Raw genomic sequence first — 26,191 nt, forward strand, 5'->3', positions numbered from 1 at the left:
TTTTTTAACATTATTGATACTTCAATGACTACCTCTTCCAAAACCGAACCCTCTTACTTCAAAAAATCCCTACATTTTTTGCCAGATTATTTTTTAAATTCCAATGATAAGTGGAAGGCATGGGCTCTATTTGGGGGTTGTGCTTTGAGCACTTTAACAATAATTGGTCTGAGCTTTGTTTTAGGATGGTGGTGTTTTCCCTATATTTTTGCCGCATTTATAGTTAAAGATACAGCTCTTTTGTTAATGGGCGTAGGAGCTTGTCTTTTAATTTCGGGTGCAATGGCGGGGTTAAATTATTTAACTAATTTTTTAAAAAATGAATTGTACGTAAATTGGCGCTCCTGGTTAACAAAAAAAATAATAGATCAGTACTTAAATAATAAGACAAACTACCTAGAAATTTCACGAATTTATAGTGACATTGATAATCCGGAACAACGTATCCAAGAGGACATTGATAAAGTGGTGGACTCCTTTCTAAACTTGTCATTAGGCTTTATCGATAACTTTTTTAATCTCGTTATTTATACTGTACTTTTGAGTTTGGCAGGAGGCTCATTATCCTTTATGCTTTTTGGAGGAACTATAATAATCCCAGGATTTTTAGTCTTAGTGGCATTAGGAGTAGGGATTGCAACCTCGCTCATGGGCTATTTTATAAATCGATCATTACGCGAGTCCACCAACGAAGAGACTATTGCTCAATCCAATTTACGCTCAGATTTGCAACATATTAAAATCTTCTCTGAAGAAATCGCAATTGAACACGCGGAGAAATACTACCAAAACCGATTGGAAAAAGAGGTAGATGAATTAAATACTAAAACTAGAAGACGATTATCCATTCAAAATGAAACCTCCTCATTTAATTTATTTAATGGGATACTCCAAGCAATTATTCCAGTCCTGGCGGCCGCACCTTTATATTTCACAGATCTAATTACCTTGGATGTATTTTATTCTGCAGGATATTATTTTTCTATGATAACGCGCTCTTTAAACTGGTTTATTAACTCATTTGAAATGATTAATAAATTCCAAACGAGTTTAGCCCGGATTATAACATTACAAGAAACTTTGGAGAAAAATAATGAAAGTGAATCCACTAAGAACATAATTCGCTCGATAGGCCATCACAATAAGAATCTTATCGTACAAAACTTAAATCTTCATTTACACGGCAGTAATGAATTAATCGTTAAAGGTCTTAACTTACAATTTAAACCGGGAATTCATACGCTGATTCAGGCTCCGTCAGGAACAGGAAAAAGCAGTCTGTTTAAAGCAATAGCGGGAACTTGGTTATCTGGAGAAGGAGAAATTTTAATCCCTAATAGCTTAGAATCTATTTATTTCTTACCGCAAAAACCCACTCTCCCGAATGACACCCTGAGAGCGGTACTCGCTTATCCTGATGCACATTGTGTGTATTCTGATAGTGAGTTGATTTCAGCTTTAAATGCCGTAAATTTGGAAATGCTTTCTGACAAATTAGATCAACACGTTGGTTTTAAATCATTAGGTGAGCAGCAGCGAATTGCCTTTGCACGTGTTTTACTAAGAAAGCCCGACTGGATATTTCTGGACGAGGCTACAGCTTCGTTAGATGAAAATGTGGAAGAACATGTATATTGTCGGCTCAAAGAGCTTCTGCCCAAAACAACAATTATTAGTATCGCACATCGCTCTACGGTGAGACATCATCATGATAATGTTTTATTCTTTAATGTGAACAATAAGAGAGAAGTCCATGTTGAAGAACGACATGCGACCCTGGGGGCTCTATAGTATCCCTATGTCTATTACAACCCTCAGGGTATGCATGAATGGGACGCTATCCTTATTGTGGCGCAAAAGAACCATAATTATACCCAGCCGCTAAATCCTGATACAGATTAACAATAGTCATTAATTGTTCGAGTTTGTGTTGGTTTACTTCAATAGCGAGTTGATCTAATTTAACTTTTTCTTCAATCAATATCAGATGGCTGATAATACCTCTTTCATATAAAGTCTTATTTAATTGATAAGCGCTTCTCAGTTCGCGCTCTGCCCTCATTATATCATTAAGACGTTCTGTATATAGTTCATGCGCGGATAAATCGTTGGTCACATCTCTAAGTACTTTACGTAAGGTATCCGTATAACGATAATAGGATGCTTTATTTAATCCTTTAGCTTTTTGTAGTTGCCCTAAAGCAGATGCCCTTAAAAAAGGAACCTCGAGAATGGCCTGATTAAAATGAACCGCCTGGCCTAATTGGCCTCCATTGGCCACTTTAGCAATTTCTCCACGTGCCATAGCTAAATTGATTGTAGGTAAGAAATGAGAAAAAGCGATGCCAATTCCCGCATTAGCAGCACAAAATTCTTGCTTTGCTTGCATCATATCAGGTCGGTTTTCAATAATGGTTAATGGAAGAGCACCAATGATCATTTGTTGACTATTTAAGTCCCTAAAATGGCGTTTCAGGGGTAATTCTCCTGGATTTTCATCCAGTAAATAATGTAAGGCATTTTCGCTAACCACGATGTTTTGTTGCACAACTCGTTCTTTCGAGCGGATTAATGAGAGTTCCGTTTTAGCAAGCTCTAATTGGGTTCGTGCAAATAACCCACGCTGATACATAGCCTGAGAGATAGTGATTAATTTAGAAAGATCAGTTGCTAAGGAATGCAACAAAAATAATTGTTCCATTTGGCTTTGATGATTAAAATAATTGCTGGCAATCTGATTTATTACAGCAAGTCGAACGCCATAATACATTGCTTTTGTGGCTTTTAATTCATACTTGGCTTTCTGTTGTTCTTTAATCTGTTTGAAGATATTAATGGTATAAGAGGGAACTACCGTCAGGAGTACTCCCGGGAAACCTAGATAAGGAAACGAAGAATAACCAGCATTTCCCGTTACTTCAGGAATCCAATTCAGTTGGACGCGTTTTAATTCTCCTTGAGCTGCTTCAATATGAGCTACAGCGACTTTCACATCGTTATTATTAACCAGGCCTTTGTCAATCAGCATATTTAAATTAGGATCTTTAAATTGCTTCCACCATGGAAAACAAGGCAGATGTTCATCGGTATTTATGAATTTAGAATCGTTAACGGGCCATTGATTTGGAATAAGTAAAGGCTTAGAGGGATGATGAGTACAAGAGCTCAACAGGAAACCCAAAATCAGTAAGCCAATTATCCTAATCAATTTATTCTCCAATATATTTAACTCTTTGGCTTTGATTTATTCGAGTAAGTTGTTCCAATATACTTCGAGTCTCAATTTTGAGTACCTCATTTTTATGGGCTCCTAAAACAAAAAGCCTGCGAATATTATGATAGGCTTGTTGAACTACAGAGCCAAAAGCATCTAATTCATTTGCAAAGTTAACATCTAAATCAGATTCATACTTGGCTGAATCAACAAAAGCATATAAATCCAACATACTGGTGTTCAGCACCACACTTTCTTTTAAATAAACACTATCTCGTAATGGTTTTTGGGTTACTATATCAAACAGTTTATGCAAATGAGTAATAATTCTTTTTTGTAAATCTATATAAAATTTTCTCGATAATTGGCTGTTGCGAAATACCCACGTTTCAAATATAAAACAAAGCAAGAATGCTACAATTGTCGATAATAAATAATCAAAAAAGAAATTAGGAACGGCATAGTTATTTCTCCCATAATAATCTGTTCCTAATGAGGTTAGAGTGACTGTGAAAATAGTAGGAAATGCATAACGCTTTCCCAAAGAAAAGTAGGCCATAAAGACGATAATAGGAATAATAATGAGGATAAAACGAAAATCTATTTGTCCAATAAACCATAGTATATAAGACAACAGTAACCCCAAAACTGCCCCCCAAAAACGATGAGTAGTTCGCTGCAAACTGGCGCCTCGATCAAAGCCTGCATAAATCATCATTACTGCAAAACCAATCCATCCGGCATGTGAGTATCCTAAAAGACTTTGAACTGCCAAAGCAGTTGAGAAAACGAGGCAAATTTGTAATGCTCTGGTTTTTCGATAATCTACAATTTTAAACATAGATAATTCCAAGAAGAGATAAGTTTATTTAAAATGCTCCATGGCGTTTCAGCTAATTTACAGGGTTGTTCCTTTTCAATTGCCTCTTTTAAAGTATTAAGTTGTTTAATGAATAAATTAATTTTTTCACTTTCCAGAATAATTGTTTCTGATTCAATAACGCAAACCACTAAATGCAAGTGATTAATCAGTAAATTAATTCTCCAAATGGAACGAAGGGGAAATGTTTGAGGCAACATCGAAGCATAACGAATTAGATGGTTTGTATGGCCTCTGACTGGATTAAAAATGATGTTTTTACGTTCCACCATCAAGGATAAATGCTCGATAATTTGGGCGATGAGTAATAGCAAAGCCCTTAACCATAACCGATAATAATAACTCCTCGGAAAAAAAGCTAAAGCAGCAAAAACTATTGCCATTGCGATGAAGGTATTCAAACAATTATTGATAATTGCATAAAAACTGGTATTTATCTCTTTATACAGCAGGGAGTATGCCCCCAAACTTAAGGCTACTGGCGCAATTATGATCGTATGCATCCGGCTTTTAATGGCAACCATATATAAAAAAAACGAGTAGAAGAATGCAAAAATGGGAAAAAAAGCACTAATTGATAAAATATCAAAAAGAAATGCACTTATAACAGACCACCATATGCAATAAAAAAGTAACAAATTTTTTCTTTTTATCGTATCCCCTACTACTTCTGCTGCCATAGCTGTAATTGGAATGTAAAAATAATAAAAATAGGGATTAGGAATGGAAAAAATAAAATTAACTGCAAAAAGAATAAGCAACACATAAGTGACTTTTACTCCATTAACACGATGATTTCCGTAGGGATCATAGTCCTCAATGATGCGTATTAGTTTCGATATAAACATAAGCACTCGCACCAGGATGTAATGGGAAATTAGGATCGGGATCAAGAATCTCTATCTGAAGTGGAAAACGTTGTGGCTCTAATAACCATTGATTATTGCTGCTAACCATCTGCTGTTGTGTGCGTGGATCAGTAATTTGTCGACCTGCTGCCCATAAGGTATTGACTACCCTGCCATGGAAGATTTTATTGAAATAATACATTCGGAGCATGATATAAACTTTATCGCCGGGTCTTACTCTGCGTAAATCGGTTTCATAAAAATTAGCCTGTATCCACCATCTTGACGTATTAATAAAGGAAAATAATGGTTGGTGTATTTTCACAGGAGTCCCTGGACCAATATAGAGATTATCGACTACACCATCAGTAGGTGCTTTAACAATAGTTAGGTCAAGATTTACTTTCGCTTTATATTTTTCTGCTTTGAGCGCTTTAATCAATTTTTTTTGTTGAATTATTTGCTGATCTTCGATTGCAATTTGTTTATTAAGTGAATCCATTTTGTTTTTAACTGAAAGTAAATCATAATCTAGCTTTCGTACTTCAAGTTTTGATAAAGCTTCGCTTACACTAGGTGCTTTTTTTAATTGATATTCAAAGCGAGATTTTTGATACTCATACTTAGCTGCATCCAATAATGTTTTTGTTTTTTGTGTTTGCCGCTCAATTACTTTAATACGCTCTTTTGCTTCTTCATATCTCGCCTTTGCCGAATCAAAAGCTAAACGATAAGGTTTTCGATAAACTTCAAATAGAGGTTGATTTTTTTTTACAGGACTTCCATTTTGAACATAGATTTTTGTTATAAAACCAGAAACATCTGCTGCAATCGGAGTAACGTTAGTAACTACAAAAGCATGACTTGTAAAAGGAATTAAATAAGAAAGAATATGGTAGATACCAATTAAGATACTCAATACAATGACGATAACAGGTAAATTAATCTCCCTTTTTGAGACTTTAAATATCCTTTTCATGAGTACCTTTAATAATCGATTAAATTGGTTTTCCTAGATTAATTCTTATGACTGCCCCTACAAGGAATTGAAATTTCCAAAATTGTAGAAAAAGAATCAATAGGTACAGTGTATCGAACTCTTTCTTCATCTTTCAACAGATTTAGTAATATTAGGGCGGAGTTTAGGATATTAATATTTCCTAGGATGCCATATGATAATAATATTCAACTTGAGAAGTATTAGGGAGAGTCAAGAGTGAACGAGAAGCTAGATATTGCAACAGTCGAAGTTACAGTGGTACGAATCTATACTTTAGAACGAGCCGAGAATGTACCTATTATTTTAAATTACTTACAAAACGAGGCTAAAATTCGAGGAATTAGTGTTTTTCGTGCAATAAGTGGCTTTAGTGGCGAAACAGGTATACACCATGATTCCTTTTTGGACGTATCTTTTTCTCTTCCTCTCATTATCGAGTTTTTTGATCATCCCGAAAAAGTTACTGTAGCTTTAGAATATTTAATAACGATAATAAAAAAAGAACATTTAATCTTCTTTCCCGCCCGAGCAAACGCTTAAGATCGCAAATTTATTCGTGCCAATTTATTATTTCTATGGGCTTACGCAGAATGAAATGATGTGGAACCATCTTCTTTAACTCGGGTAGCAGAGCGTCAATTCCATCAACATTATCAATAAATTGCACGACAAGAGATAATTTTTTATTTCGATGAAAAAGAGAAGGTTTGGCACTTTCTCCCCAAGGAAATCCCGTTACCCCTCGAAATATTATCCCCTCTAATACACTCTGCTTTTTTAGCATATCGAGAAGTTCCAGATACAAAGGTCTATTCTGCCATTGCTCTGCTTCATTAATATATATCGAAACTTTCTCGTAATTCATATAGGTGCGCCAAGTAACATGTAACTATTTAGGGTATGGCAAAAAGGATTTGATTACAATAAACCAATAGTTGGCCCATTAGGTATTGGGATTATTAGATTTAGTCCTGTCCATAAAAAATTTATAATCATCGTTATTGCCATTGATTAGGTCTTGAGCGTTAAGAAACTTTAGACGGTGCGATTAAAACCAGCTCTTCTTTACCCTGTTCATTTTTGTTCTTTTCTTTTCTACAGGGCTGCGGTTTTGTAGCGAACAACTTCGATAAGCTTTGCATTAATAAACGAACTGTACGTTTATTAGGCCGCATGTAATTTTGCTTTTCTTGAGAAATCTCGAATTCTTCAGCTTTAAATTGATTTTTTATATGCGTTTTAATACGTTCATCTAAAGAGGGTATATGGTCAATTTGGCCTATTCCCTTAGTTACAACCCCTCGGTATTCTTTTGCAAGTCCGTCGACTTTAATTTTCAAATGAGCCGCATCATCTATCATCCTTGCGGTTTTAGTTTTAAAGCAAGTAAAGTATTGAGCGAGAAGATTGCTAATTTTCACAAAAAAACCGTCATGAAGTTTAATAAACTCACCTAAGGTTTGGCTTTTTTGTTGCAGATCATACAGAAACAATGAATTTGCTTTTACAGTCGCGAGTAACTTAGAGCACGCTTGCACCGCTTCGCTCATTTCCTTGTTTGCTTGTTGAAGCACAGCAAGTCGTTCCAAGGTTTCAGTTGCGATTAACGATTTTAACTCTTCATCTTGATTAAAAAAACGATTATTTATAATAGCAACTTGCTTTTCTTTTTTCTTTAATTTAGTTTCTAAATCCAATAAACATACTTTTGCCATTTCTTTAAATTCAGTCTTACACAAACTGTCTAACGTAGCGGGAAATGAAGATTCAATGATATTTTGTAGCTTCTGTGGCGTAGCTGTTCGAAAAACAACAGTTATAGGTGTAGCCATCCAACTTACGCCTTGTATTACCTCTGAAGACAAATCTGGAGACTCCCCCATATTTTTTAATTGCTTGATTTTTTCAACTAAACCCTGTTTTCGAGTTTCCTCTGAATGTTCTAAAAGTATTTGGATTGACTGTTCTTTTTCTTCAATAAAATCTAAAAAATATTTTCTTCCAGTGATTTTCAGATCATTTTCTTCGGCAGCTAAAAGCAATCCCCTCACTACCTCTATAGTTTTTTCAAGCTCTAATTTTTTAGTTCTTAGATCGATCAAACTAAAAATACCCAAATGAACTTTCTCCATATCTGTTTCAAGCGCAGAAAGACTCTCTAGGATGCTTCGTGCTGGCGGACGTGGTTGAGGAGTTGCTGGAGCAATTCGTATTAAGCTATATGGGGCAGTTATTCTTTGTGTTTTTCCATTCCTTACAGGAACTCCTATGACCTTTAGATAACGCTTAGCCAAAAGCTCTTTCACTGGTTTTAGAGGATCTGTAGCGATATTTTGAACTTGCAAGTGTGCGGGCTGTGTTAATTGCGCCATTCTTTCTTCTATTTTTTGCAAAAAAAGATCAATCTTAGGCTTTATTTGTTTCAGATCTATGAAAGCAAGCAGTATTTGCGCTTTCCAATCACTTTCAATTTCAGCAATGCCGAGTTTGATAATATGGAATAACATAGCAGCAGAGAGTAAAAACTTTTTATACTGATTTTTATCCTCGAAAGGTACACTGTTTAAAGCCAATAATTTTTCAATATTTCCAATTAAAGTGAAAATATTTCCCATCGTATTTTTTTTCCAATTTTCATATAAAGCGGCCACAACCTCACTCGATTGAGTCAGAAGGACTCTTTCTTTTTCCGCTGTTTTTGGTAAATGCGCAATTGCTTCATCGATAAATAGCTTGGCGAAAACTGCAGTTCCCCAGGAGCGTTTCTTATATTGATCAAACTCATAATATTTTACCTGCGCATTCGTTGCGATGTCGTCAAGATTCCTTACAGAGTCAATATAATGAATCATAATCAAGGCTGATTCCAGGATATCCTGCTCTGCTTCTGATTTGTTCCCACGCCATTCTTTAAAACGTTCGATTTTACTCAGCATAGCGACTCAATGAGTTAGTTAATCAATTACTTAAAATTCATTCTACAAAAACGCAGATCAAAATAAAACCATAATATCTATCAATTGTTCTAATAAACATACCCAAAGAAGTATCTAACGAAATAATGAAAGTTTATTTAAAATCGACTATCCTAAATTCATAGGCTTATGGAGAAAAAAATGCCCTCAAAAAAAGGAATCTATCTCTTCACCTTAATTGGCTTAATCCTTGGATTTGCACTAGATGGATTAGTCCGCAATGAAGTTACTAAGGTATTTGATTATGCGTTGATCGTCCTTTTTGCCCTTTTATATGCCCTGGCTTTTAATGAAAAAAACTGCGTTCGTTTAATTGCCAGCAGCTTCATCATCGCTCTGTTTTTATCTTTACCCTTACTTCCCTTAGAGGCACAATTTACATTCAGACATCTTGAACATTGGTTTACTTTTCTTCGCGCCTTTCCACTTTTTCTCTATGTGGGTCACTCGTTCCATTATGCATACCATCAGGATAATACCTGGCGTATAAGTTATAACAGTCTATTTGCTGCAGTATGGAACACGATTCCTTTGCTTTTTGTCGCCTCTTTGTTTTCCGCTTTAGCCAATCTGCTCATTCTATTGGGCGCATTTATTTTCAAAACAGTAGGTAGTGATTGGTTATGGAGTTTATATACTAATAATTTCCATTTTCAGTTGATTTCCAATTCTACTTTGTTCTTTATAGGATTAGGGGTCGGTCAGCAAAATATTAAAATCATCTATAGCTTACGCTTATTACTTTTAAGAATGATGTACTATTTATTCCCATTCTTAGCACTGATAAGTATGGTTTATTTTGTTCTTTATTTGACCCATGCTGCAGGTGGTAGTGAAGAACACATCAATCCTTTAATTATTTTAGTCCCCTTATCCACATTAGGAATTATATTTTTTAATGCCTATTTCCAAGATGGGAGTGTAGAATCCGGAACTCCATTCTGGCTTAAATTATTGTTACGTATTTATAGAGTGATTTTATTCCTCTTAATTTTAATGATGACTCATAAAATTTTCCAATCTTATTCTGTGGACGTTAATGTGGTAATTTGCATCATTACTGCAATTTTATTCAGTTTCACTTATGCGATTACGGCCTGGTTTCCTGAGCCTATGGAGCAAAAATGGGTGCGGATAGGTAACATTAGTTCTGCATTATTTTTTATAATGGTACTCTTCTTGTTTAACCTTCCCTACATGCCTATAGTATTTCAGGTAGGCGCTCAACCCAGCCTCTTTACCTTGATCACTCCATAAAAAATTAATCTAGCCATTTTTTATTGTATATCCGGTGTGGGCCTGATATTACCAAATCGGCTATTTTCCTCTACCATCTGATTAACAAACGTATTCCCATAACCGATCCAACATCCCTTTTTAATTGTCGTTCCCGGACCAATTGTGGTTGCCATGCCTATAAATACATCATCTTCAATAAGAACGGGAGCAAGAAAAAGTAAGTTCCCCACATCGGAATGACAACTTATTGACACTCCACTCGCAAGAGTGACATTTTTTCCTATGGTGATTAATGGACAATCGACAAAATCAATATCAAAAGAATTTACAATGTGAAAAGAAACTTTGGCACCCAGCGCCCGCCAATAAAAAAATTTGGTGATGTTGAACGTTTGCAACAAAGGAATCAAACCAACCACTTTAGCGGAACGGGCTAGCGCAAAATGACAAAACCATGCAACGGTCATTCGATTCATTTCACGCTTGTATCGTCCAGGCTTTAAGCGCGGCAAACACAATCTAATCGCAGCAATAATAGTAATAAAGGAAGCAAATAAAACAAAAGGGGCTATAGGAAAAACCAACCAGGTATAATTATAACCATGATAAATAAATAAACCGGTTAAACTAAATGCAGCTACCGCTGGCATCAAACTAAATAAGATTGAAACGATATCACTAATGATGAGCATAGGTGTGGTCAATTCAGTCTTTTTGGGGGTCTTTTTTTTTGCCTTGGTTTTATTCTTCTCAGTCATAATATGATGTTCCTCTTTAATAGCTGCCGGCTCGAGAGCCAAACGATAACACAATTATTGAGAGTGATGCAGAAAACTGGTACTCATCTTTCAGTAATTACTTGCTGAGAAATAAGTTTTGGTTTGGTCTGCGCATGATTATCTACTAATAACTGCTCTTTGGGCAATTGGAATAAACTCATGGGCAGCACCTCTTTAGTCATCACACCATGGGCGTAGGGTTCATTGATTTGCATTAAACGCTCGTGCATTTTTGATAATATGGAGTCTGTTATTTGAATTGAATCATCAGTAACCAAAACAACCCTGTTCCCTAAACTATTACGAGCAAAATACCAGTATGGTGCCATCTCAAAAGAAATATAATGCAACATTTCTTGCAACTCGTGACCTGAAATCGAACAGCTTTCTAATTTTAACATTTGTGTTTTATAACAAAATTCAAGCCTTGGTGCTTTATTTAAAAAGCCGGTACATTTCACTACGTCCTTTAACTGATAGCGAACAAAACCCATCGCTGTAGTTAAAAATACCTCATAATTTTTGCCCTGTTCTAATTCCCAAGATTGCACAAGATTTTCCTTTTCAATTCGTTTGCCCTCTTCGATAAACTCAACAATATGAGCACTAGGATGTAAGATTCCTCCTGGTTGGTTGTCTAACGGAACAGTAATCCACCCTTCTGTAGCAGAAAAGGTGCCATCAACCATCTCAACCCCTGGTCCTAACAATTTTTGCAATTGATGTGCGGGGTATTCACAAAGACTAGAAATCCAACATCCAACTACATTCAATGAGGGCCAAAACTCTTTGAATGATTTGGGATCTTGTTGTGCTAATTGACGTAAATATTCTTGACGCTTTTTTGTAATTTGAATCGGCGGCAAAAAGTCAGGCAGTACTTTTTCATCTAATAAATAAGGTAAAAACTGCTTAAAGCTTTTAAGACAACGCTCGAAGCATGCATCGATCACCATAGGAGTTACTGCAAATATTGCGCTAAGATCCGATGCTAAAGCATACAAAGCAGACCATTGTGTATAGACTTCTGTATTATCAAATACTTCATCAGGTAGAGCATAAAAACGTTTAATAAAAGAAGGTAAATTACGATAATTGAAATTGCTAATCCAACCTGAAGGAATGCCTGCTGGAGATGTTCGATGAGCATCCACTGCAACCAGATACATTATTTTTTCTTGAAATAATCCAGAAAATCGCTGTGTCAAGTTATAGATATAAGGCGGCATCGTACGTTGAAACTGGGTCTGGAACGAAGTAGTTATTGGGAAATATTTTCGAACACCTGCTGTTCCTGATGTCTCTGACCAAAAAATTAAATTTTCACCATTAAAGGGCTGAATAAGGCTATATTGTGCGGCCAAGAGGTCTTCTTCATAATCTTCATAGGTAGTAATTGGAAAATCATCCAAGTTTAAAGTGTGGATGCTTTTCAATGCAGCACTCCAATAAGAAGATTTTTTTAATAAAGGTATAATCTCTTGTTGCCACAATTTTTCGCGCGAACGCTCAGGGTATTTCGTATCTTTAATAAAAGCCTGATACTTTTTTCTAGTGATTGCTGCGATTAATAATCTTTTCCAATTCATTCTTTTGACTAACCTACATGAATACAATAAACAATAATAACTGCAAAACCTGAATCTAGCGAGGCACTTTAACCAGGTATTTTTATGGGGATCACAGAGAACATTTTATTTTGTTCAGAAAATAAAGCTAAATACTCCGCCATAGACTCCTGCAGTTTATTATCAACACTTGAATGGGCATTTAATTTATTAAGAATGAATTGAATTGCTGAATTGATCCAAACAACCCCCCCGAGTTCCTCAGTCATTAGTTTTTGATTATAATGCCAAAAATGAATGCAACAACTGGCTGCAAAAATCCAACAATACTGCTCTGCCAGCCGAAAAGCGGCCAAGCTGCGCGGATCGAATTGTTTTTGTTCTTGTAAGGCAATTACATGCCGATCCAATCGTTTGAGTTCAATACGAACTGCTTTAATTAATGAATCGATTTGCGGTGATTGTAATCGGAATAAACCAGCCAAAATATCGTCTTCAGTATGGGTAAAAAGACCTAAACCATCCATAGAGAATTCTGGACAAATACAGTCGAGATTAAAGATAGGTTCCAACCGTTGTGTCTGGCTTGAAGAAGAACTTCCTCTCATTCCGGCTTGTGGTAATAAACTACCTGCAATCACGGATAAATTAACCTGGCTACTTCCATCAAATAAACCGATCACTGGAACATCACGCCTGATTTTTTGAAACATGGCCCACTTTGTGGTACGCAAATAAGCACGAGCACCCATCACTGTACCGCATTGTTCGACGAGTTCTTCGGTTATTTTGGGAATAAGAAATTTAATGATGGCAGACCAAAACGATAATTTCTCAGGAATGATGGAGGAAGCCCGGGCGACTGCTAAAGCAGTACAATCAGCAATAAGTAACTGAGTAAATTGCTCTCCCAGACGTTGTTTTACAACAGGAATTTCATAGGCCGTTTTACCATATAATTGGCGTTGCTGAGTAAAAGAAAGTGCCAATCGCAAAGCGGTATCTGCAGCACCCACAGAAAAAGATGCACATAAAGTGCGGGAAACCTGTAAGGTTTTATAGATGATTTCTAATCCGCGTTTCTCATCCCCAACTAATGTCTCTGGAGGCAAAAAAACCTTATCCAAAGAAAAGCCACTGATGTCTAAACCTCTGACCCCAAGTGTAGGAAGTTTAGGCGTAGGTACAAACCCAGATTGAATTTTCGATTTGTCTATAAAAAAAACCGAGAAACCTAACGGCCCTCCTCGAGGATGGGTCCGACAAAGAAGGGTCACATTATGCCCTAAAGTAGCAAAATTAATACACCACTTTTTCCCGGATAATATCCATCCATTACTAGAAGAATGAGCAAATACTTCATTTGCCATAATATCAGAGCCATGCGCTTCTTCAGTTAAAGCGCAGGCAGTGATTTCCCCGCGTCGAAGAGAGGCAACTAAATTTTTTTTCTGGTCCTCACTTCCTGCGATCCAAAGAGGTAGCGCCCCCAAAAGTGGTAAGCCTAAGGCAATACCGGTGGTCACATCTCGTCTACAAATGGATTTTGCCAAAAAATATGCCACGTCTAGTGAAACAAACTGGCCTCCAAGACATTGCGGGATCAGATATTCCATATAACCCCATTGTTGGATCAATTTAATTTGTGACCAAGCAAGTTGTTCTTGCTCATCATAGTGCAAGCTTTCTTGAAAGTTGAGGGGTGTATCCTGTCGTTCAGGATTTCCCAAATAAGCCTCAAATGAATTAATTAATTGCAGTAAATCAAGGTAAGACATAATGGTCCTTACTAATTGCACATATGCTGTTTTCTTTACACCTCATCCTTCTTCCATGAATAAAACAAGGTTTTTTATCTTTCTTATGGCTAAGGCAGAGGAATTTTTAACCATTCTTCTTTCATCCCTTTGGGATAGGATGAAAGGCAAATGTCATACCCCACTCGTTCTATACAATAGAATGTCGTGCCATCGGCAAATCATCCAATTTACGATATACATACTCCAAATGTTGACTTAACCTTCCCCGTATTTGCTGAGGAGTAATAATTTCATCAATTAAACCTGAAACATAGGCATCCGCTAGGGATGGATCAAGATGCGACTTATCAGTAGGTTGATGTTTCGTCTCACTAGAGAACTGGCCATCCGTATTTTGCACCTTTTTCGTCGTCTCTTTACCCATTACGCCAAGAGTTGCAGTCTCCAATGCCAAAACAAGATCTCCTTGTTGAGATGCCGTTTGCATCATCAGAAATGCTGCAGCCCCATAACACTTACGCACAATTACACTCATTCTAGGCACCCGAGTTTGCATCGCAGCACATAATCTTGCGCCGTGTTGTAACAAACCTTTTTGTTCTTCGCGTTTACCAGGCATAAACCCAGGAACATCAATTAAGGTAAGCACTGGAATCCGATAGGCATCACATATCCGAATAAATTTAGCTGCTTTTTGCGCCGCATCTGAATCAATCGCACCACTAAATCGAATACTTTGATTCGCAACGATACCTACTACATAACCATGTACACGAACAAACGCACAAATCATTGCTTGTCCGTAGTTGCTTTTGTATTGTCGTACTTCCGAATTATCAACAATCGCCTGAATCAATTCGAGCATATTAAACGGTATTCTTGGATCAGCTGGAATATTGGGCAAAGTATGAATAGGTTCTTGCACTGAATGGATAGGGGGACATTCGCCACTATGCGATGGAAAAAGATTGAGCATCGTTTTAACATGATTGATTTGTGCACTGATACTGTCATCAACAAAATCCGCAATGCCTGTAGTACTCGCGTGCATTGCGGTACCACCTAATTCACTCATACTGACTTTTTCACCTATAGCTTGTTGAACCACCATGGGACTTGTTACCATCAGGTAACTGCGATGTTTGTTGAAAAAAAGCAGATCCATGAGTACCGCAGAATAAGCGGGTGCTCCAAGAGTTGGAGCAACAAGCACCGCAAATTGTGGAATCACCCCAGATAAGTTGATGTTACGGGCGATAATTTGTGTGTACTCATCACCACTTAATAAATTCTCTTCTAAAGAAATTCCAGGAGATGCTAAAAAAGCAATAATCGGAATACGTAAATCTTTAGCCCTATCCATAAGACGCAGAATTTTTTTTGCGCCTTGACTGGTAATATACCCTCGGTTAAATGAATTATCATGAGCATATATTGCAACAGGACGGTGGTTTACTTTTGCCAACCCTGTAATTACTTCAGCCCCAAATTGTAAGTGGGGTTGATTATTAGGAATATAATCTGCAAATAACGGAAGAAAACTATGCTCGTCGATAAGATTTTCTATCCATTTCATCGTGGTTTTACTGACAGACGATGAGGACATATAACGCTCAACCTTAAATTTTATTTATATAAAATATACACTTCGTAATTACATGGGTCAATTTTTCCTAAAAAACAGCTATAATTTAGCCAAATTTAATTTTGATGACCGCTGAACAAGGCGGCTAAGACATACTAAAAGGTAATTTTATGGAAATTTTGCATCCTAACATTCGTTTCGATATTACAGCCGCATCTCGAGTCCTTCCTGACGCCCCTCCTATTACTAATTTGGAGATTTTACAAAACTTTCCAAGAACAGCAGAGCATTCTTTAGCTTTTTTAGAGAAGTTTGCGGAAAAAATCGGTGAGGAGTTTGGTTTTTACTCCCGTTATTGGTGCCATAAACCTTGGGAGTCTTTAGATAAATCTCGAGAGTTGACTGCGGAATCATTAGCAACTGAAGCAGTAAAAAAATTGTTTGCGAATTATACTCTCCCCAAAATACATGCTTTTTTACTAGGATCGACTACCAATAAACGATTCACAGGCTCACAAGCTGCAGCCGTTTTGGGGGGATTAGAAATAGATGCTCCTGCTTATGATTTAAAAACTGGCTGTTCTACTTCCCTATCTACACTTCATCTTGCCTACGCCTTAATGGCTTTAGGATATCCTAATGTGATGGTTAGCTGTGCTGAAACATTATCTAAAGTAATCGATCCTGAAAATGAAAAAACATGGATAGGATTAGGTGATGGTGCCGCAGCCTTGGTAATAGAAAAAAAGGAAGCTGGTGCGTTCACTATTGAGAAAACCTTTTTTTCTACAGAAGGGAAATACGTAGAAGCATTTACCACTCAAGGTGTTTTTCCACCCACGGTAGAACAAATTGATACCATAGGCTATCACTTAATAGGTGATGAGTCGCTGATGAAAGAGCTCGCTTATGCTAAATACACGCAGATGCTTGCCCATTTATTACCCACGGAGGAAGATAAAAAAGCCATTACCTGGATTATTCCTCATCAAGTCAATCGCAAATTAATCACTGAATTACTCCAAGAAAATCAAATGATGGACAAAACCATTATCTGGGATTCCGATACGATTGGTAATATAGGTGGTGCCTCCATTCTGTATTCTTTGGCTAGAGCAATTGAAGAAAAAATTTTCGACCGATCGGGAAAAATACTTATGATGAGTGTTGGCGGTGGGCTCTCTTATGCGGGACAAGTTCTGCAATTCCATAAGTCATGAGGTCGTTGATGAATAAAGCGATTTACAACTGTGTATCACTAGTTGATGCAGTTCGATATAGAGCCCTTCACACTCCAGAAAAAATGAGTTGTACGTTTCTAAATAGAAATCTAGAAGAGCCAATGACTTTTGGTGAATTGGATGAGCGAGCAAGAGCCATTGCAGTACACCTACAACAACACGGGGCAAAGCCCGGAGACAGAATCTTGTTATTATTTTCTCCGGGGCTGCCTCTGATTCAGGCTTTTTTTGGATGTCTTTATGCAGGGTGTATTGCAGTACCTATTTATCCTCCTGCCCAAGCAAAACTAGTGGATAAGGCACATCGAATTATTCAGAATGCACAACCCGTTTTTGTAATTATGACGGCAGATCATTTGTTTAAATTTGCTAGCATAGATCAAAAAGGGACACCGCATCTGGATAAAGTTCCGTGTTTGGCTATAGACAATATGGAATCACAACTGAGCCCTTTTTGGCAGCCGCCTCTTATTCGCGAACACGATATCGCCTTTCTGCAATATACTTCAGGTTCAACGATGCATCCTAAAGGAGTCATGGTCACACATCGGAATTTGCTGGATAATATTCACAAAATATACACTGCATTTCAGCTAAATACAGAAACCATCTCGTTCAGCTGGCTCCCTCCTCATCATGATATGGGATTAATTGGTTATATTTTAACTCCTATTTATGCGGCGGTACCTGCCTATCTAATGTCCCCATTTTCTTTTTTACAAAATCCACTTTCCTGGTTACAAAACATTAGTAAATACAGAGCGACCATAAGTGGTAGCCCTAATTTCGCATACGATTATTGTGTCAAACGCATTAAGGAAGAAAAGAAACAAGGACTCGATTTAAGTTGCTGGCAAATTGCATCGAATGGCGCCGAACCCATTCGAAAAGAAACATTAGAACATTTTTATCATGCATTTAAAGATTATGGATTTCACAAAGAAGCCTTCTTTCCTTGTTATGGTTTAGCTGAAGCAACTTTATTAGTAACAGGAGCGACTCCCGGAACGCCTTATCGTGCTCTCGCTTTGTGTAAAAAACAGTACCAGGATCATCGTGTCCATTTTGCTCCCAAAGAAAGTTCCCAGAGCCACAGCTTAATCAGTTGCGGACGGTTTATGCAAACAGTAAAAATTGTAGATCCGGAAACACGTACTCTCTGCAACAATGACCAAATCGGTGAAATTTGGGTGCATAGTGCCAGTGTGGCGCAAGGGTACTGGCAACAGGATGAAGAAACTCAACATACATTTCATGGTAAAATTTTACATGATCCTACTAATCAATTGTATTTAAGAACAGGCGATTTAGGGTTTGTACGTGAAGGGGAATTATATGTGACAGGCCGCATTAAAGATTTGATTATCCTGTATGGTAAAAACCATTATCCACAAGACATAGAATATACCCTTCTCCATTCACAAGTGGATGTTTTTCTGGGTAAATGTGCTGCTTTTGTCATTCAAAGGGAACATGAATATGAACTTACTGTAATGTGTGAGGTAAAAAATCGTTGCATGTCATCTGAGGAACACGATGATTTATTCCATACCATTTTTGAACTCATTTATCAGACACACCAACTTGAAATTCATAATATTATTCTAATTCCTCTTAAAGCCATGCCGCATACAACCAGTGGAAAAGTTCGTCGAAACTTTTGTCGAAAACACTTATTAGATAAAACATTACCTATAATCGCTAGTTGGCGATTAAATAAGGTTGAGGATTAGCTCATGAAATTTCTCTCTCAGAACGCGCCGACTCGAATTGCATTAAGCTTCGAACATCAGCAGCTAAGTTTTGCTGAACTTGACACAGCCATCCAACATATGTCGTTACAGCTGGAAAAATTACCTCAAGGAATATTGGTTTTACATGCAATACCTCAGCCTTCATTTGTAATTCAGCTGTTAGCAGCTTTTAACCTTGGAAAACCAGTAGCACTGTTTGCTCCCCAAGAGTCAGGAGAGGAAAAACAGCAAATTTTAGGCACTCACATGATGGTTGATGAAGAAGGAACGCTTCTAGAAATTCATGAAAATAATCACATCAAACATCATCCGGAGCTCGCTTTAATTCTCTTTACCTCGGGAAGTACTGGTCAAATGAAAGCGGTGCAACTTTCACTAAAAAATATTACTGCAAATTGTAAGGCAGTGATTAATGCGCTTGAATTTTCAAGAGTAGAGGATCAATTATTATTTTTACCTTTGTCATACTCTTTTGGCTTACTGGGCCAATTGCTTCCTGGATTAATCGCTGGAATAAAGACCCAATTAATTAACCAATTTACGGAAATTAAAACGTTATTAGAAACATCCACTGTTCCTCAAATGTGGAGCGGCGTTCCCTCTCATTGGGTTGCGATTCACAAAATGGCGGCACTGTTCCCGGAAAGCGCAGCAAAAATAAAAAAGATCGTCTCCGCTGGAGCTCCCTTGAACATTACGTTGCGTCAAAGTTTGATCCAAACCTTTCCTAAAGCGACAATTTATAATAATTATGGTTTAACTGAAGCGGCTCCTCGCGTATTAGCTTATTCCAGCAAAGATCCGTTATTTCTTGAAGACTTTGCTGGTTATCCGGTAGGCGATTGGCAAATCCGTTTGTCAGAAGATAATGAATTACTCATTAAAGGAAGCCAACTTATGTTAGGCTATCTGGGAGAAGAAAAACCCTCCCGGATCCAGGACGGTTGGTTTTTTACTGGAGATTTAGCAGAGAAATTAGCCTCCGGGTTAGTAGCAATCAAAGGACGCTTGGATCATATCGTCAATATAGCTGGTGAAAAAGTTAATTTAATTGATATAGAACATAAAATTTGCCAAATTAAAGGAATTAAGGAAGTCATTGTCGTCCCTTTAGAGGATGAGTTATATGGCCTCCGTTTAGTTGCATGTCTAGAACAAGATAACTTCAGCGCCACTACAACAGAACAAATGCTCTCCGAACAAATAAAACAACATTTTTTACCTAGAAAACTTCCAATTACGGTGCACTTATTAAAAAAATTGCCCCGTAACCCAAATGGGAAGCTTGATAGAAAAACCCTACTTTTAAGTCAGAAGGAAAAAATCCATGCTCACTGAACGAATTCGCAATACATTAGCGAAAATTGGCCTTAGTAATCTACCTCAAGATTCATCTGCTCCCCTAGAACATGGAGGCTTAGATAGCCTAATGTTAGCCTTAGTCATCATCGAGTTGGAACGAGAATTTCAAATTAAAATTCCAGTTATTCCCTTAATCAAAGAACATTATGAATCGATTGATAGTATAGAAAAATATCTAATCGAGCTGGGGGCAAAATGAATATTTTGATTACAGGCGGCTCTTCGGATATCGCACAAGCTATAGCCAAACGACGACTGCAGTTAGGTGATCAGATCATCATCACCTGTTCAAGTAAGGAAAGTCTGAACAACACATTAGAGCATTACAAACAACAGGACATGCAGGTCAGCGGTGTAGTATATAATTTTTCCAATCCGGAGGAAAGTAAAGAAGATCTGCATAATATATTGCAGGAACCTTTAGATGGAATCATTCTTAATGCATTTACGCGTGTGAGTCAGTTACGTAAATTACATGCATTATCTTATCCTGCATTACGAACCTACATCAATGATAATTTGCATGGTAATATTTGGTTGATTCATCAGTTATTACCCGCTTTACTAGCCAATAAATTCGGACGATTGATTCTAATTTCCAGTCTTTCTGCAATTACTGGAACTAGTCGTTATGGGGCTTATTGTGCGACCAAAGCAGCCCTTGAAGGATTGTTTTTAAATCTTGCCGTAGATTACAGTGCCAATAATATTTTATCCAATATTGTACGGGTGGGTTTGATTAAGACCTCAAGAACCGAGCAATTCTGGAAAAGACCTGCCTATCAAGAAAAAATGGCGCAAATTATTCCTCAAGGCATGATGGGGGAAACAACGCAAGTCGCGGAAGCCCTGGATCCTTTATTATCTAAAACCTCATTTATGACGGGATCTGTGATCACTGTAAGCGGTGGTTTACCTCTAATGCGTTCCGAGGGAATATTATCATCATGAATTTATATCTATTCCACAGCGAGAGGCTACCATGAATTTATTACGCGCCGAACAAAACATATATCTTAAAGGTCCCTTTATTGCATTGCCCGAAAAGGTTATGAGCAATCAAGAAGTGCTTAATTGGATGAATAGCACGCAAAGTCCAACCCTGGTTAGTTTCTCGACAGGAATTAGAAATAGACGCTGGGCTAATGAAGATCAGGCATGTAGTGATTTGGCAATCCTTGCAGCAGAACAATTATTCGCTGCAAAACCTGCAGAGAAAAATAAAATCAACCAAATTATTTTGGCCACTATATCTGGAGATTATCTTGCACCGCCAACCAGCCCTCTAGTGCAACACCGACTTGGATTGAAAAATACCGGTGCTTTCGATATAGGAGCCGCCTGTGCGGGCTTTGTTGTTGGTTTGCATACAAGCGCTGCTATTACTCAGGCAACCAAGGGGTCCATTTTATTAATCGCCAGTGAAATTCGCTCTAAGTTTTTAAATAAAAATAATTTCGCTACAAGCGTTCTTTTTGGCGATGGCGCAGCTGCTTGTGTAGTATCTACCGATGAGGAACATGCAGAGTTTCGTTATCTTGCTTCTGCTTTATTTGCTGATGGAGAAGTCAGTGATACGGTATCCACACCTGCCGGAGGTTCACGGTTACCCGCAGCAAATTGTACCAATCCCGAATTGTTTTACATCACAATTAAAGAAAATACCGCACTATTTGTTAAAGCGGTACATGGAATGGTTGATGGAGCCGAAGAATTCTTGAAGTCATTAAACCTAACTAGCGCGGATATTCAATGGTTGGTTCCACACCAAGGCAATAAAAATTTAGTTTTATCTGTTGCCAAACAATTAGGCTTTCCTGAGGAACGCATCATCAAAACGGTAGAAGAAACGGGTAATACTTCGGGTTCAAGTGTAGGTATTGCTCTGAATTATCTTCGCGAACAAGCACCCATTAAAGCAAAAGACAAAGTATTACTCGTTGCAGCAGGTGGCGGTGGGATTGCAGCGTGTGCTCTTTTAGAAGTCATCTAAGGTGGCGGGCATTCTGCTTCGCCTCCTCCGGCTCCCATTTAAAAACTTACCTGCGAGTCAAACCAAAATTCAGCCAGAGGTGTTCCTTGATAGTGCGCCAAATGGAAATTAAAAAACTCCTTTGCCGCATTATTTTTCTTGGTATGTACCAAGCAAAGTAAATAAGTCTGCGCAATAATTTCTGACTGGGCATCACTGCCACCGATTTCTGTGCGTCTGGAGATGCAGGGAGTCATCCAATCATAAGCCAATTTGAAATCATTATTCACAAACGCATGAATTCCTTTACTTAAAGGCAAAATAACAGAAAGCCAAAGCGATTGGTTATAGCCTTGAGGCAAGGCTTTAGCATAATTTTCAATTGATACCATAGATCTCTGAACCGCATCTTCCTGACCCAAGCGTGCAAGACAATATACATAATGAACCGTATTAAAACCGGTGTAGTGAGTAAAAGGGTTGTTATCCAAATAATTAGCCACGATCTTAAACTGATCGAGTTGCGGCAATCCTGCCATATCGAGCCGCCATAATAGTGAAATAGCATCTATTTGCTCGGTAATGATGTCGGGAGAAGTACCAAAAATAACAGGATATAAGTCCATCACCTTATCTACTTGTCGTAACGCCAGATAAAATAAAGCCAAATGCCAACTGTTATGTCCACGAAGAAGAGTTGAAATCTGCTCCCAGCTCTCTCGAAATGTTTCTAAAGAGGCTATACCTTTTGCACTATTTTTTGTGTTGAGATAGATATGACCCAAAGTATGGTGTGCCCATGGGGTAAGCGGTTGGAGAGTCAAAGCCTGCTCCGCAAGACGTTGCGCGTCTGTTAAGTGACCTGATAATTCGGCTGCAAAAGAATGCATCGCTAAAAAGTGGGATTCATCCTGATTATGAGTAGCTATTTGTTCACAGAATTTCAAATAGTGATGGGCATTGTACGCTTGTCCTGAACAATAAAATAACCATTCAGCAAACTTCGCGGCTAAAGTATCGCGCGGATATAAAGCAGTTAATGCCGCGAATATAGTTATAGCTGTTTCATACTCTAAATTCATCCAGGCTTTAACTGCTTGATAGGTTAATTTTTCTCTTAAACTAACCGAAGACAATAATTTTTCAGCATGCTCTAAATGCTTTTTTGCTAAAGCAGTTGCGGGATCAGTTTGGCCATAAAGATAAAATGCAGCCGTATAAACTTGGAGAAGCAAATTATCCGGATTAGTTTTGACCGCCTCTAAAATAAAATGTGGTTCCTTTCCTGCTCCCAAGACTTGTTGATGGAAGTGATTGATGCTTTCTATAACCTGCAATGACTGAGTCGTTACGGATAATCCACGATTTGTTTCCATGTTATTCCTGGCGAAACTACACCTTCATCTTTTTAGTATATATCTCTTTAAGGAAATTAGATCACGCTTGCTTTATTGCGTTCATTAAAGTCATCAGATAATCTATCTCACTATATTCAGAATGGAAGAACTATGAAAAGTCAAAAAGAATTATTCGAATTTCTATGTCCACTAATTGATATTCAAATTAAAAAATACGTTGCTTTACCAAAAATAGGAATAGGCCCCGATGCTCGTCTTAATGGACAACTTGTTTTTCAAGAAGTAAATGAGCTGCTTAATTTTGCGGGGCAACTTATGGATGAAATGGAACACGCAAGTAAAGATAAACCTATTTCTTCCGAATTATTTTCCTCAATATTTGAGCAAGTTAAATTTTATCTTGAACAAGAGCATCTGCGAGGATATGCAGGCTGGCTCCTCGATGAAAACAATATTCATACGCCCTTGATGGGACGAGTCAATGAGCAAATCAAACAATTAAAAAAGATCGCTGGCTCAGCAAACATTCCCTATTCTACTTCCTCAAAACCAGTAACAGAAATACAAAAACAAACTGAATATGATAGTGTTGCAATTGCTTTTTACATTCTGGACCTTGCTATAAAATTAGTTACAGATCCTTCTATAGAATTGGAAGAAAAAAGTCTACAACATGCCCTTCCAATCTTAAAACGTAATGCGCTTACACGATACAGCAAAGAGGAATTTGCGAAACCCATTCGTGAGCTACATCAAAAATGTAGTGAGTTTTTAGAAGACTCAGAATCTCAAAAAAGCAATACTCTGCTCGATAAAGTAGATGCTGCGATTTATGAAAAACAACACAAAGAGCAATTGCATAACTTACTTGACCGCTATAAAAAAATTGAACCCAATTCTATATTATTCTCCCCCGAGCATGAGTGGTATAAAATTGGTAAGACATCGGGAGAAAAAGCACCGTCAAAATCAGGATCCCCAACCCAAAATCTTTCTTTTTTTAAAGGAGCAGCTTTTGTAGGAATGGTGGCCGTTTGCATGCTACTCGTCTATTTTATGAAGCAGAGTGAGGAAAACACCTTAGGTGCAATTCTAAAGCCCTAAATGATACACCTGGGTGAAGGCATCGCCATAACCCGGGTATCAATAGTGACGACGTATTATAATTTGGAGTAACCTAACCTAGTTCGGAATGCTACTCACCAAAAGGTTACGCCTGAGTAAAATCGAATAAATCTTTATAGGTATGAAAATTCATTGCATCTTCTTCAGTCACTGCTAAATTATATTCTTCGCTAAGAATGGCCAGTAACTCTACTATTTTCAATGAGTCTAAATGTAAATCTTCTATTAATGCAGTATCGTCATGAATTTCTTCTGCTTTAGCCCCTGAAAGCTTGGCTATAATATTTTTTAATTCGTTCTCAGTAATTTTCATAAACAACCTCTCTTAATGTTCTTGGGAGGCCAGATAATACCACGAAGCGAAAGAACCTAATCCTAAGATAAGTAAAATTATCGCTAATGAGAATTGGCCATACCATTCACCTAAAGCGATTAGGCCGCTAGACAATGCAGAACTTAAGTCTTGCATGCATGCATATAAAGCACCCACAGTTCCCGCCATATGAGGGAATGGATGGAACGCTCCAGCAAATGCATTGATAAAAGTAAATCCCATTCCTATGCTAAACAAAGACACAGGAATCATAATGGAAAGTACGTTCTCCAATCCTATAAGGGACAAACATAACATGGTAGAACCGCCTAATATCATAAAGATAATTCCGATACATACCATATAGGAGACCCCTTTTTTCATCACCATTTGACTATTAATTATTCCGCTCACACAAATTGCGCCGGCAATAAATATTGTCAATTGACCAAACTCTACAGGGCTAAGTCCTAAGGTATCCTGGAATAGGAAAGGAGCGATCGCGAGATAACCAATTAAACCGGCAGAAGCAAGACAAGCACACAATGCATAACCTAAAAAAACTTTCGATTTTAATAAAGTAAAATAATTGTCGCGCATTACTCTTAATTTAGTTGCATCCGGATTAAGATTTTTATTTGTTTCGGGAAGAGTACATAAAGCTATAATCCATATAATAACACCGAATACTAACAAAAATAAAAAATTAATACGCCATCCAAAATGTTCCTGGATATAGCCTCCAAGAACCGGAGAAGCAACCATAATAAAAACACTTACAATACCCACATAAGAACCAATTTTAGATAAGACTCTATCAGTAAAGAGATCACGGACTAAAGAACGGCCTACTGAACCACAACACCCAATACCAAATCCCTGAATAAAACGACCAATAATTAAGACCAAAACTGAAGGTGCAAGAAAACAAATTAAACTGCCTAAAATACTGAGACCTACTCCAAACATAAGCGGTGGTTTACGACCAATTTTGTCGGATAAAGGACCATAAAATACATGGGAAATGCTCAAGCCAAGCATAAAAAGAGATAACGTTAATTGTATGGATGCTTCATTACTGTTAAATATCTTGGTAATTGCGGGTAATGAGGGAATATACTGATCCGTTGTCATTTGCATCAGTATCATAAGCATTAATACAACAAAAACCAGTAATGGGTGTAACGAAACCGGCTGAACATCATTTTCTTTGTGCAT

23 protein-coding genes are annotated in these 26,191 nt (G+C 37.5%); 10 read left to right on the forward strand and 13 right to left on the reverse strand.

Features of this window, described 5'->3' with window-relative positions:
• Positions 1-24: 24 nt before the first annotated feature.
• The gene (locus ACWTE2_RS04875) at positions 25-1,791 is read left to right on the forward strand and encodes an ABC transporter ATP-binding protein/permease (protein WP_454784383.1); all 1,767 of its coding nucleotides are present in this window, start codon (positions 25-27) and stop codon (positions 1,789-1,791) included.
• Positions 1,792-1,843: 52 nt separating this feature from the next.
• Here the strand turns inward: ACWTE2_RS04875 and ACWTE2_RS04880 are convergent, their stop codons facing one another.
• From ACWTE2_RS04880 to ACWTE2_RS04895, 4 genes are read right to left on the reverse strand one after another with little or no spacing between them, the layout of a single operon-like run.
• Entirely contained in the window at positions 1,844-3,208 is a 1,365-nt protein-coding gene (locus ACWTE2_RS04880) for a TolC family protein (RefSeq protein ID WP_454784384.1), read from the reverse strand.
• A 1-nt stretch (position 3,209) separates the two neighbouring features.
• Positions 3,210-4,055 carry an FUSC family protein gene (locus ACWTE2_RS04885; RefSeq protein ID WP_454784385.1) on the reverse strand — a complete coding sequence of 282 codons (846 nt, stop codon included), beginning with the start codon at positions 4,053-4,055 and terminating at the stop codon, positions 3,210-3,212.
• The gene (locus ACWTE2_RS04890) at positions 4,040-4,942 is read right to left on the reverse strand and encodes a hypothetical protein (RefSeq protein ID WP_454784386.1); all 903 of its coding nucleotides are present in this window, start codon (positions 4,940-4,942) and stop codon (positions 4,040-4,042) included. Before ACWTE2_RS04890 ends, ACWTE2_RS04885 begins: the two co-directional genes overlap by 16 nt.
• Positions 4,911-5,921 carry an HlyD family secretion protein gene (locus tag ACWTE2_RS04895; RefSeq protein ID WP_454784387.1) on the reverse strand — a complete coding sequence of 337 codons (1,011 nt, stop codon included), beginning with the start codon at positions 5,919-5,921 and terminating at the stop codon, positions 4,911-4,913. Before ACWTE2_RS04895 ends, ACWTE2_RS04890 begins: the two co-directional genes overlap by 32 nt.
• A 237-nt stretch (positions 5,922-6,158) precedes the next feature.
• Between ACWTE2_RS04895 and ACWTE2_RS04900 the strand changes: the two genes are divergently transcribed.
• Complete coding sequence (locus tag ACWTE2_RS04900) at positions 6,159-6,482, forward strand: DUF190 domain-containing protein (protein ID WP_454784388.1); 324 nt, start codon at positions 6,159-6,161, stop codon at positions 6,480-6,482.
• A 10-nt stretch (positions 6,483-6,492) separates the two neighbouring features.
• On the opposite strand, the gene ACWTE2_RS04905 is transcribed toward ACWTE2_RS04900, so the two are convergent.
• Both ACWTE2_RS04905 and ACWTE2_RS04910 read right to left on the reverse strand, forming a co-directional pair.
• Positions 6,493-6,807, reverse strand: coding sequence for a DUF190 domain-containing protein (locus tag ACWTE2_RS04905; protein WP_454784389.1), 315 nt, complete (start codon positions 6,805-6,807; stop codon positions 6,493-6,495).
• A gap of 160 nt (positions 6,808-6,967) precedes the next feature.
• A complete protein-coding gene (locus tag ACWTE2_RS04910; RefSeq protein WP_454784390.1) occupies positions 6,968-8,878 on the reverse strand; it encodes a hypothetical protein in 1,911 nt (636 codons plus the stop codon).
• Between the two features lie 180 nt (positions 8,879-9,058).
• Between ACWTE2_RS04910 and ACWTE2_RS04915 the strand changes: the two genes are divergently transcribed.
• The gene (locus ACWTE2_RS04915) at positions 9,059-10,174 is read left to right on the forward strand and encodes a hypothetical protein (protein WP_454784391.1); all 1,116 of its coding nucleotides are present in this window, start codon (positions 9,059-9,061) and stop codon (positions 10,172-10,174) included.
• A gap of 20 nt (positions 10,175-10,194) precedes the next feature.
• Here the strand turns inward: ACWTE2_RS04915 and ACWTE2_RS04920 are convergent, their stop codons facing one another.
• From ACWTE2_RS04920 to ACWTE2_RS04935, 4 genes are all read right to left on the reverse strand, one after another.
• On the reverse strand, positions 10,195-10,914 hold the full coding sequence (locus ACWTE2_RS04920) for a DapH/DapD/GlmU-related protein (RefSeq protein WP_454784392.1): 720 nt from the start codon (positions 10,912-10,914) through the stop codon (positions 10,195-10,197).
• A gap of 83 nt (positions 10,915-10,997) precedes the next feature.
• A complete protein-coding gene (locus ACWTE2_RS04925; protein ID WP_454784393.1) occupies positions 10,998-12,524 on the reverse strand; it encodes a GH3 family acyl-acid amido synthetase in 1,527 nt (508 codons plus the stop codon).
• Between the two features lie 68 nt (positions 12,525-12,592).
• Positions 12,593-14,284, reverse strand: coding sequence for an acyl-CoA dehydrogenase family protein (locus ACWTE2_RS04930; protein ID WP_454784443.1), 1,692 nt, complete (start codon positions 14,282-14,284; stop codon positions 12,593-12,595).
• A 166-nt stretch (positions 14,285-14,450) separates the two neighbouring features.
• Entirely contained in the window at positions 14,451-15,869 is a 1,419-nt protein-coding gene (locus ACWTE2_RS04935) for an acyl-CoA carboxylase subunit beta (RefSeq protein ID WP_454784394.1), read from the reverse strand.
• 149 nt (positions 15,870-16,018) lie between these two features.
• Here ACWTE2_RS04935 and ACWTE2_RS04940 point away from each other — a divergent pair, with 149 nt between their 5' ends.
• The 6 genes from ACWTE2_RS04940 to ACWTE2_RS04965 are packed head-to-tail and all read left to right on the forward strand — an operon-like array spanning position 16,019 to position 22,198.
• Positions 16,019-17,068, forward strand: coding sequence for a 3-oxoacyl-ACP synthase III family protein (locus ACWTE2_RS04940; protein ID WP_454784395.1), 1,050 nt, complete (start codon positions 16,019-16,021; stop codon positions 17,066-17,068).
• 8 nt (positions 17,069-17,076) lie between these two features.
• Entirely contained in the window at positions 17,077-18,822 is a 1,746-nt protein-coding gene (locus ACWTE2_RS04945) for a fatty acyl-AMP ligase (protein WP_454784396.1), read from the forward strand.
• A gap of 3 nt (positions 18,823-18,825) precedes the next feature.
• A complete protein-coding gene (locus ACWTE2_RS04950; RefSeq protein WP_454784397.1) occupies positions 18,826-20,181 on the forward strand; it encodes a class I adenylate-forming enzyme family protein in 1,356 nt (451 codons plus the stop codon).
• On the forward strand, positions 20,171-20,404 hold the full coding sequence (locus ACWTE2_RS04955; RefSeq protein ID WP_182391387.1) for an acyl carrier protein: 234 nt from the start codon (positions 20,171-20,173) through the stop codon (positions 20,402-20,404). The genes ACWTE2_RS04950 and ACWTE2_RS04955 overlap by 11 nt, the downstream gene beginning before the upstream one ends.
• Complete coding sequence (locus ACWTE2_RS04960) at positions 20,401-21,156, forward strand: SDR family NAD(P)-dependent oxidoreductase (RefSeq protein WP_454784398.1); 756 nt, start codon at positions 20,401-20,403, stop codon at positions 21,154-21,156. Before ACWTE2_RS04955 ends, ACWTE2_RS04960 begins: the two co-directional genes overlap by 4 nt.
• A gap of 31 nt (positions 21,157-21,187) precedes the next feature.
• The gene (locus ACWTE2_RS04965; RefSeq protein ID WP_454784399.1) at positions 21,188-22,198 is read left to right on the forward strand and encodes a 3-oxoacyl-ACP synthase III family protein; all 1,011 of its coding nucleotides are present in this window, start codon (positions 21,188-21,190) and stop codon (positions 22,196-22,198) included.
• A gap of 38 nt (positions 22,199-22,236) precedes the next feature.
• On the opposite strand, the gene ACWTE2_RS04970 is transcribed toward ACWTE2_RS04965, so the two are convergent.
• Complete coding sequence (locus tag ACWTE2_RS04970) at positions 22,237-23,553, reverse strand: tetratricopeptide repeat protein (protein ID WP_454784400.1); 1,317 nt, start codon at positions 23,551-23,553, stop codon at positions 22,237-22,239.
• A 132-nt stretch (positions 23,554-23,685) separates the two neighbouring features.
• Here ACWTE2_RS04970 and ACWTE2_RS04975 point away from each other — a divergent pair, with 132 nt between their 5' ends.
• Positions 23,686-24,639, forward strand: coding sequence for a hypothetical protein (locus ACWTE2_RS04975; protein ID WP_454784401.1), 954 nt, complete (start codon positions 23,686-23,688; stop codon positions 24,637-24,639).
• A gap of 106 nt (positions 24,640-24,745) precedes the next feature.
• Here the strand turns inward: ACWTE2_RS04975 and ACWTE2_RS04980 are convergent, their stop codons facing one another.
• Together ACWTE2_RS04980 and ACWTE2_RS04985 are read right to left on the reverse strand one after the other, a co-directional pair.
• Positions 24,746-24,973: an acyl carrier protein gene (locus ACWTE2_RS04980; RefSeq protein WP_454784402.1), complete on the reverse strand. Its 228-nt coding sequence runs from the start codon at positions 24,971-24,973 to the stop codon at positions 24,746-24,748.
• A gap of 12 nt (positions 24,974-24,985) precedes the next feature.
• Positions 24,986-26,191, reverse strand: coding sequence for a multidrug effflux MFS transporter (locus ACWTE2_RS04985; RefSeq protein ID WP_454784403.1), 1,206 nt, complete (start codon positions 26,189-26,191; stop codon positions 24,986-24,988).

Source organism: Legionella nigrisilvae, from assembly GCF_977063395.2.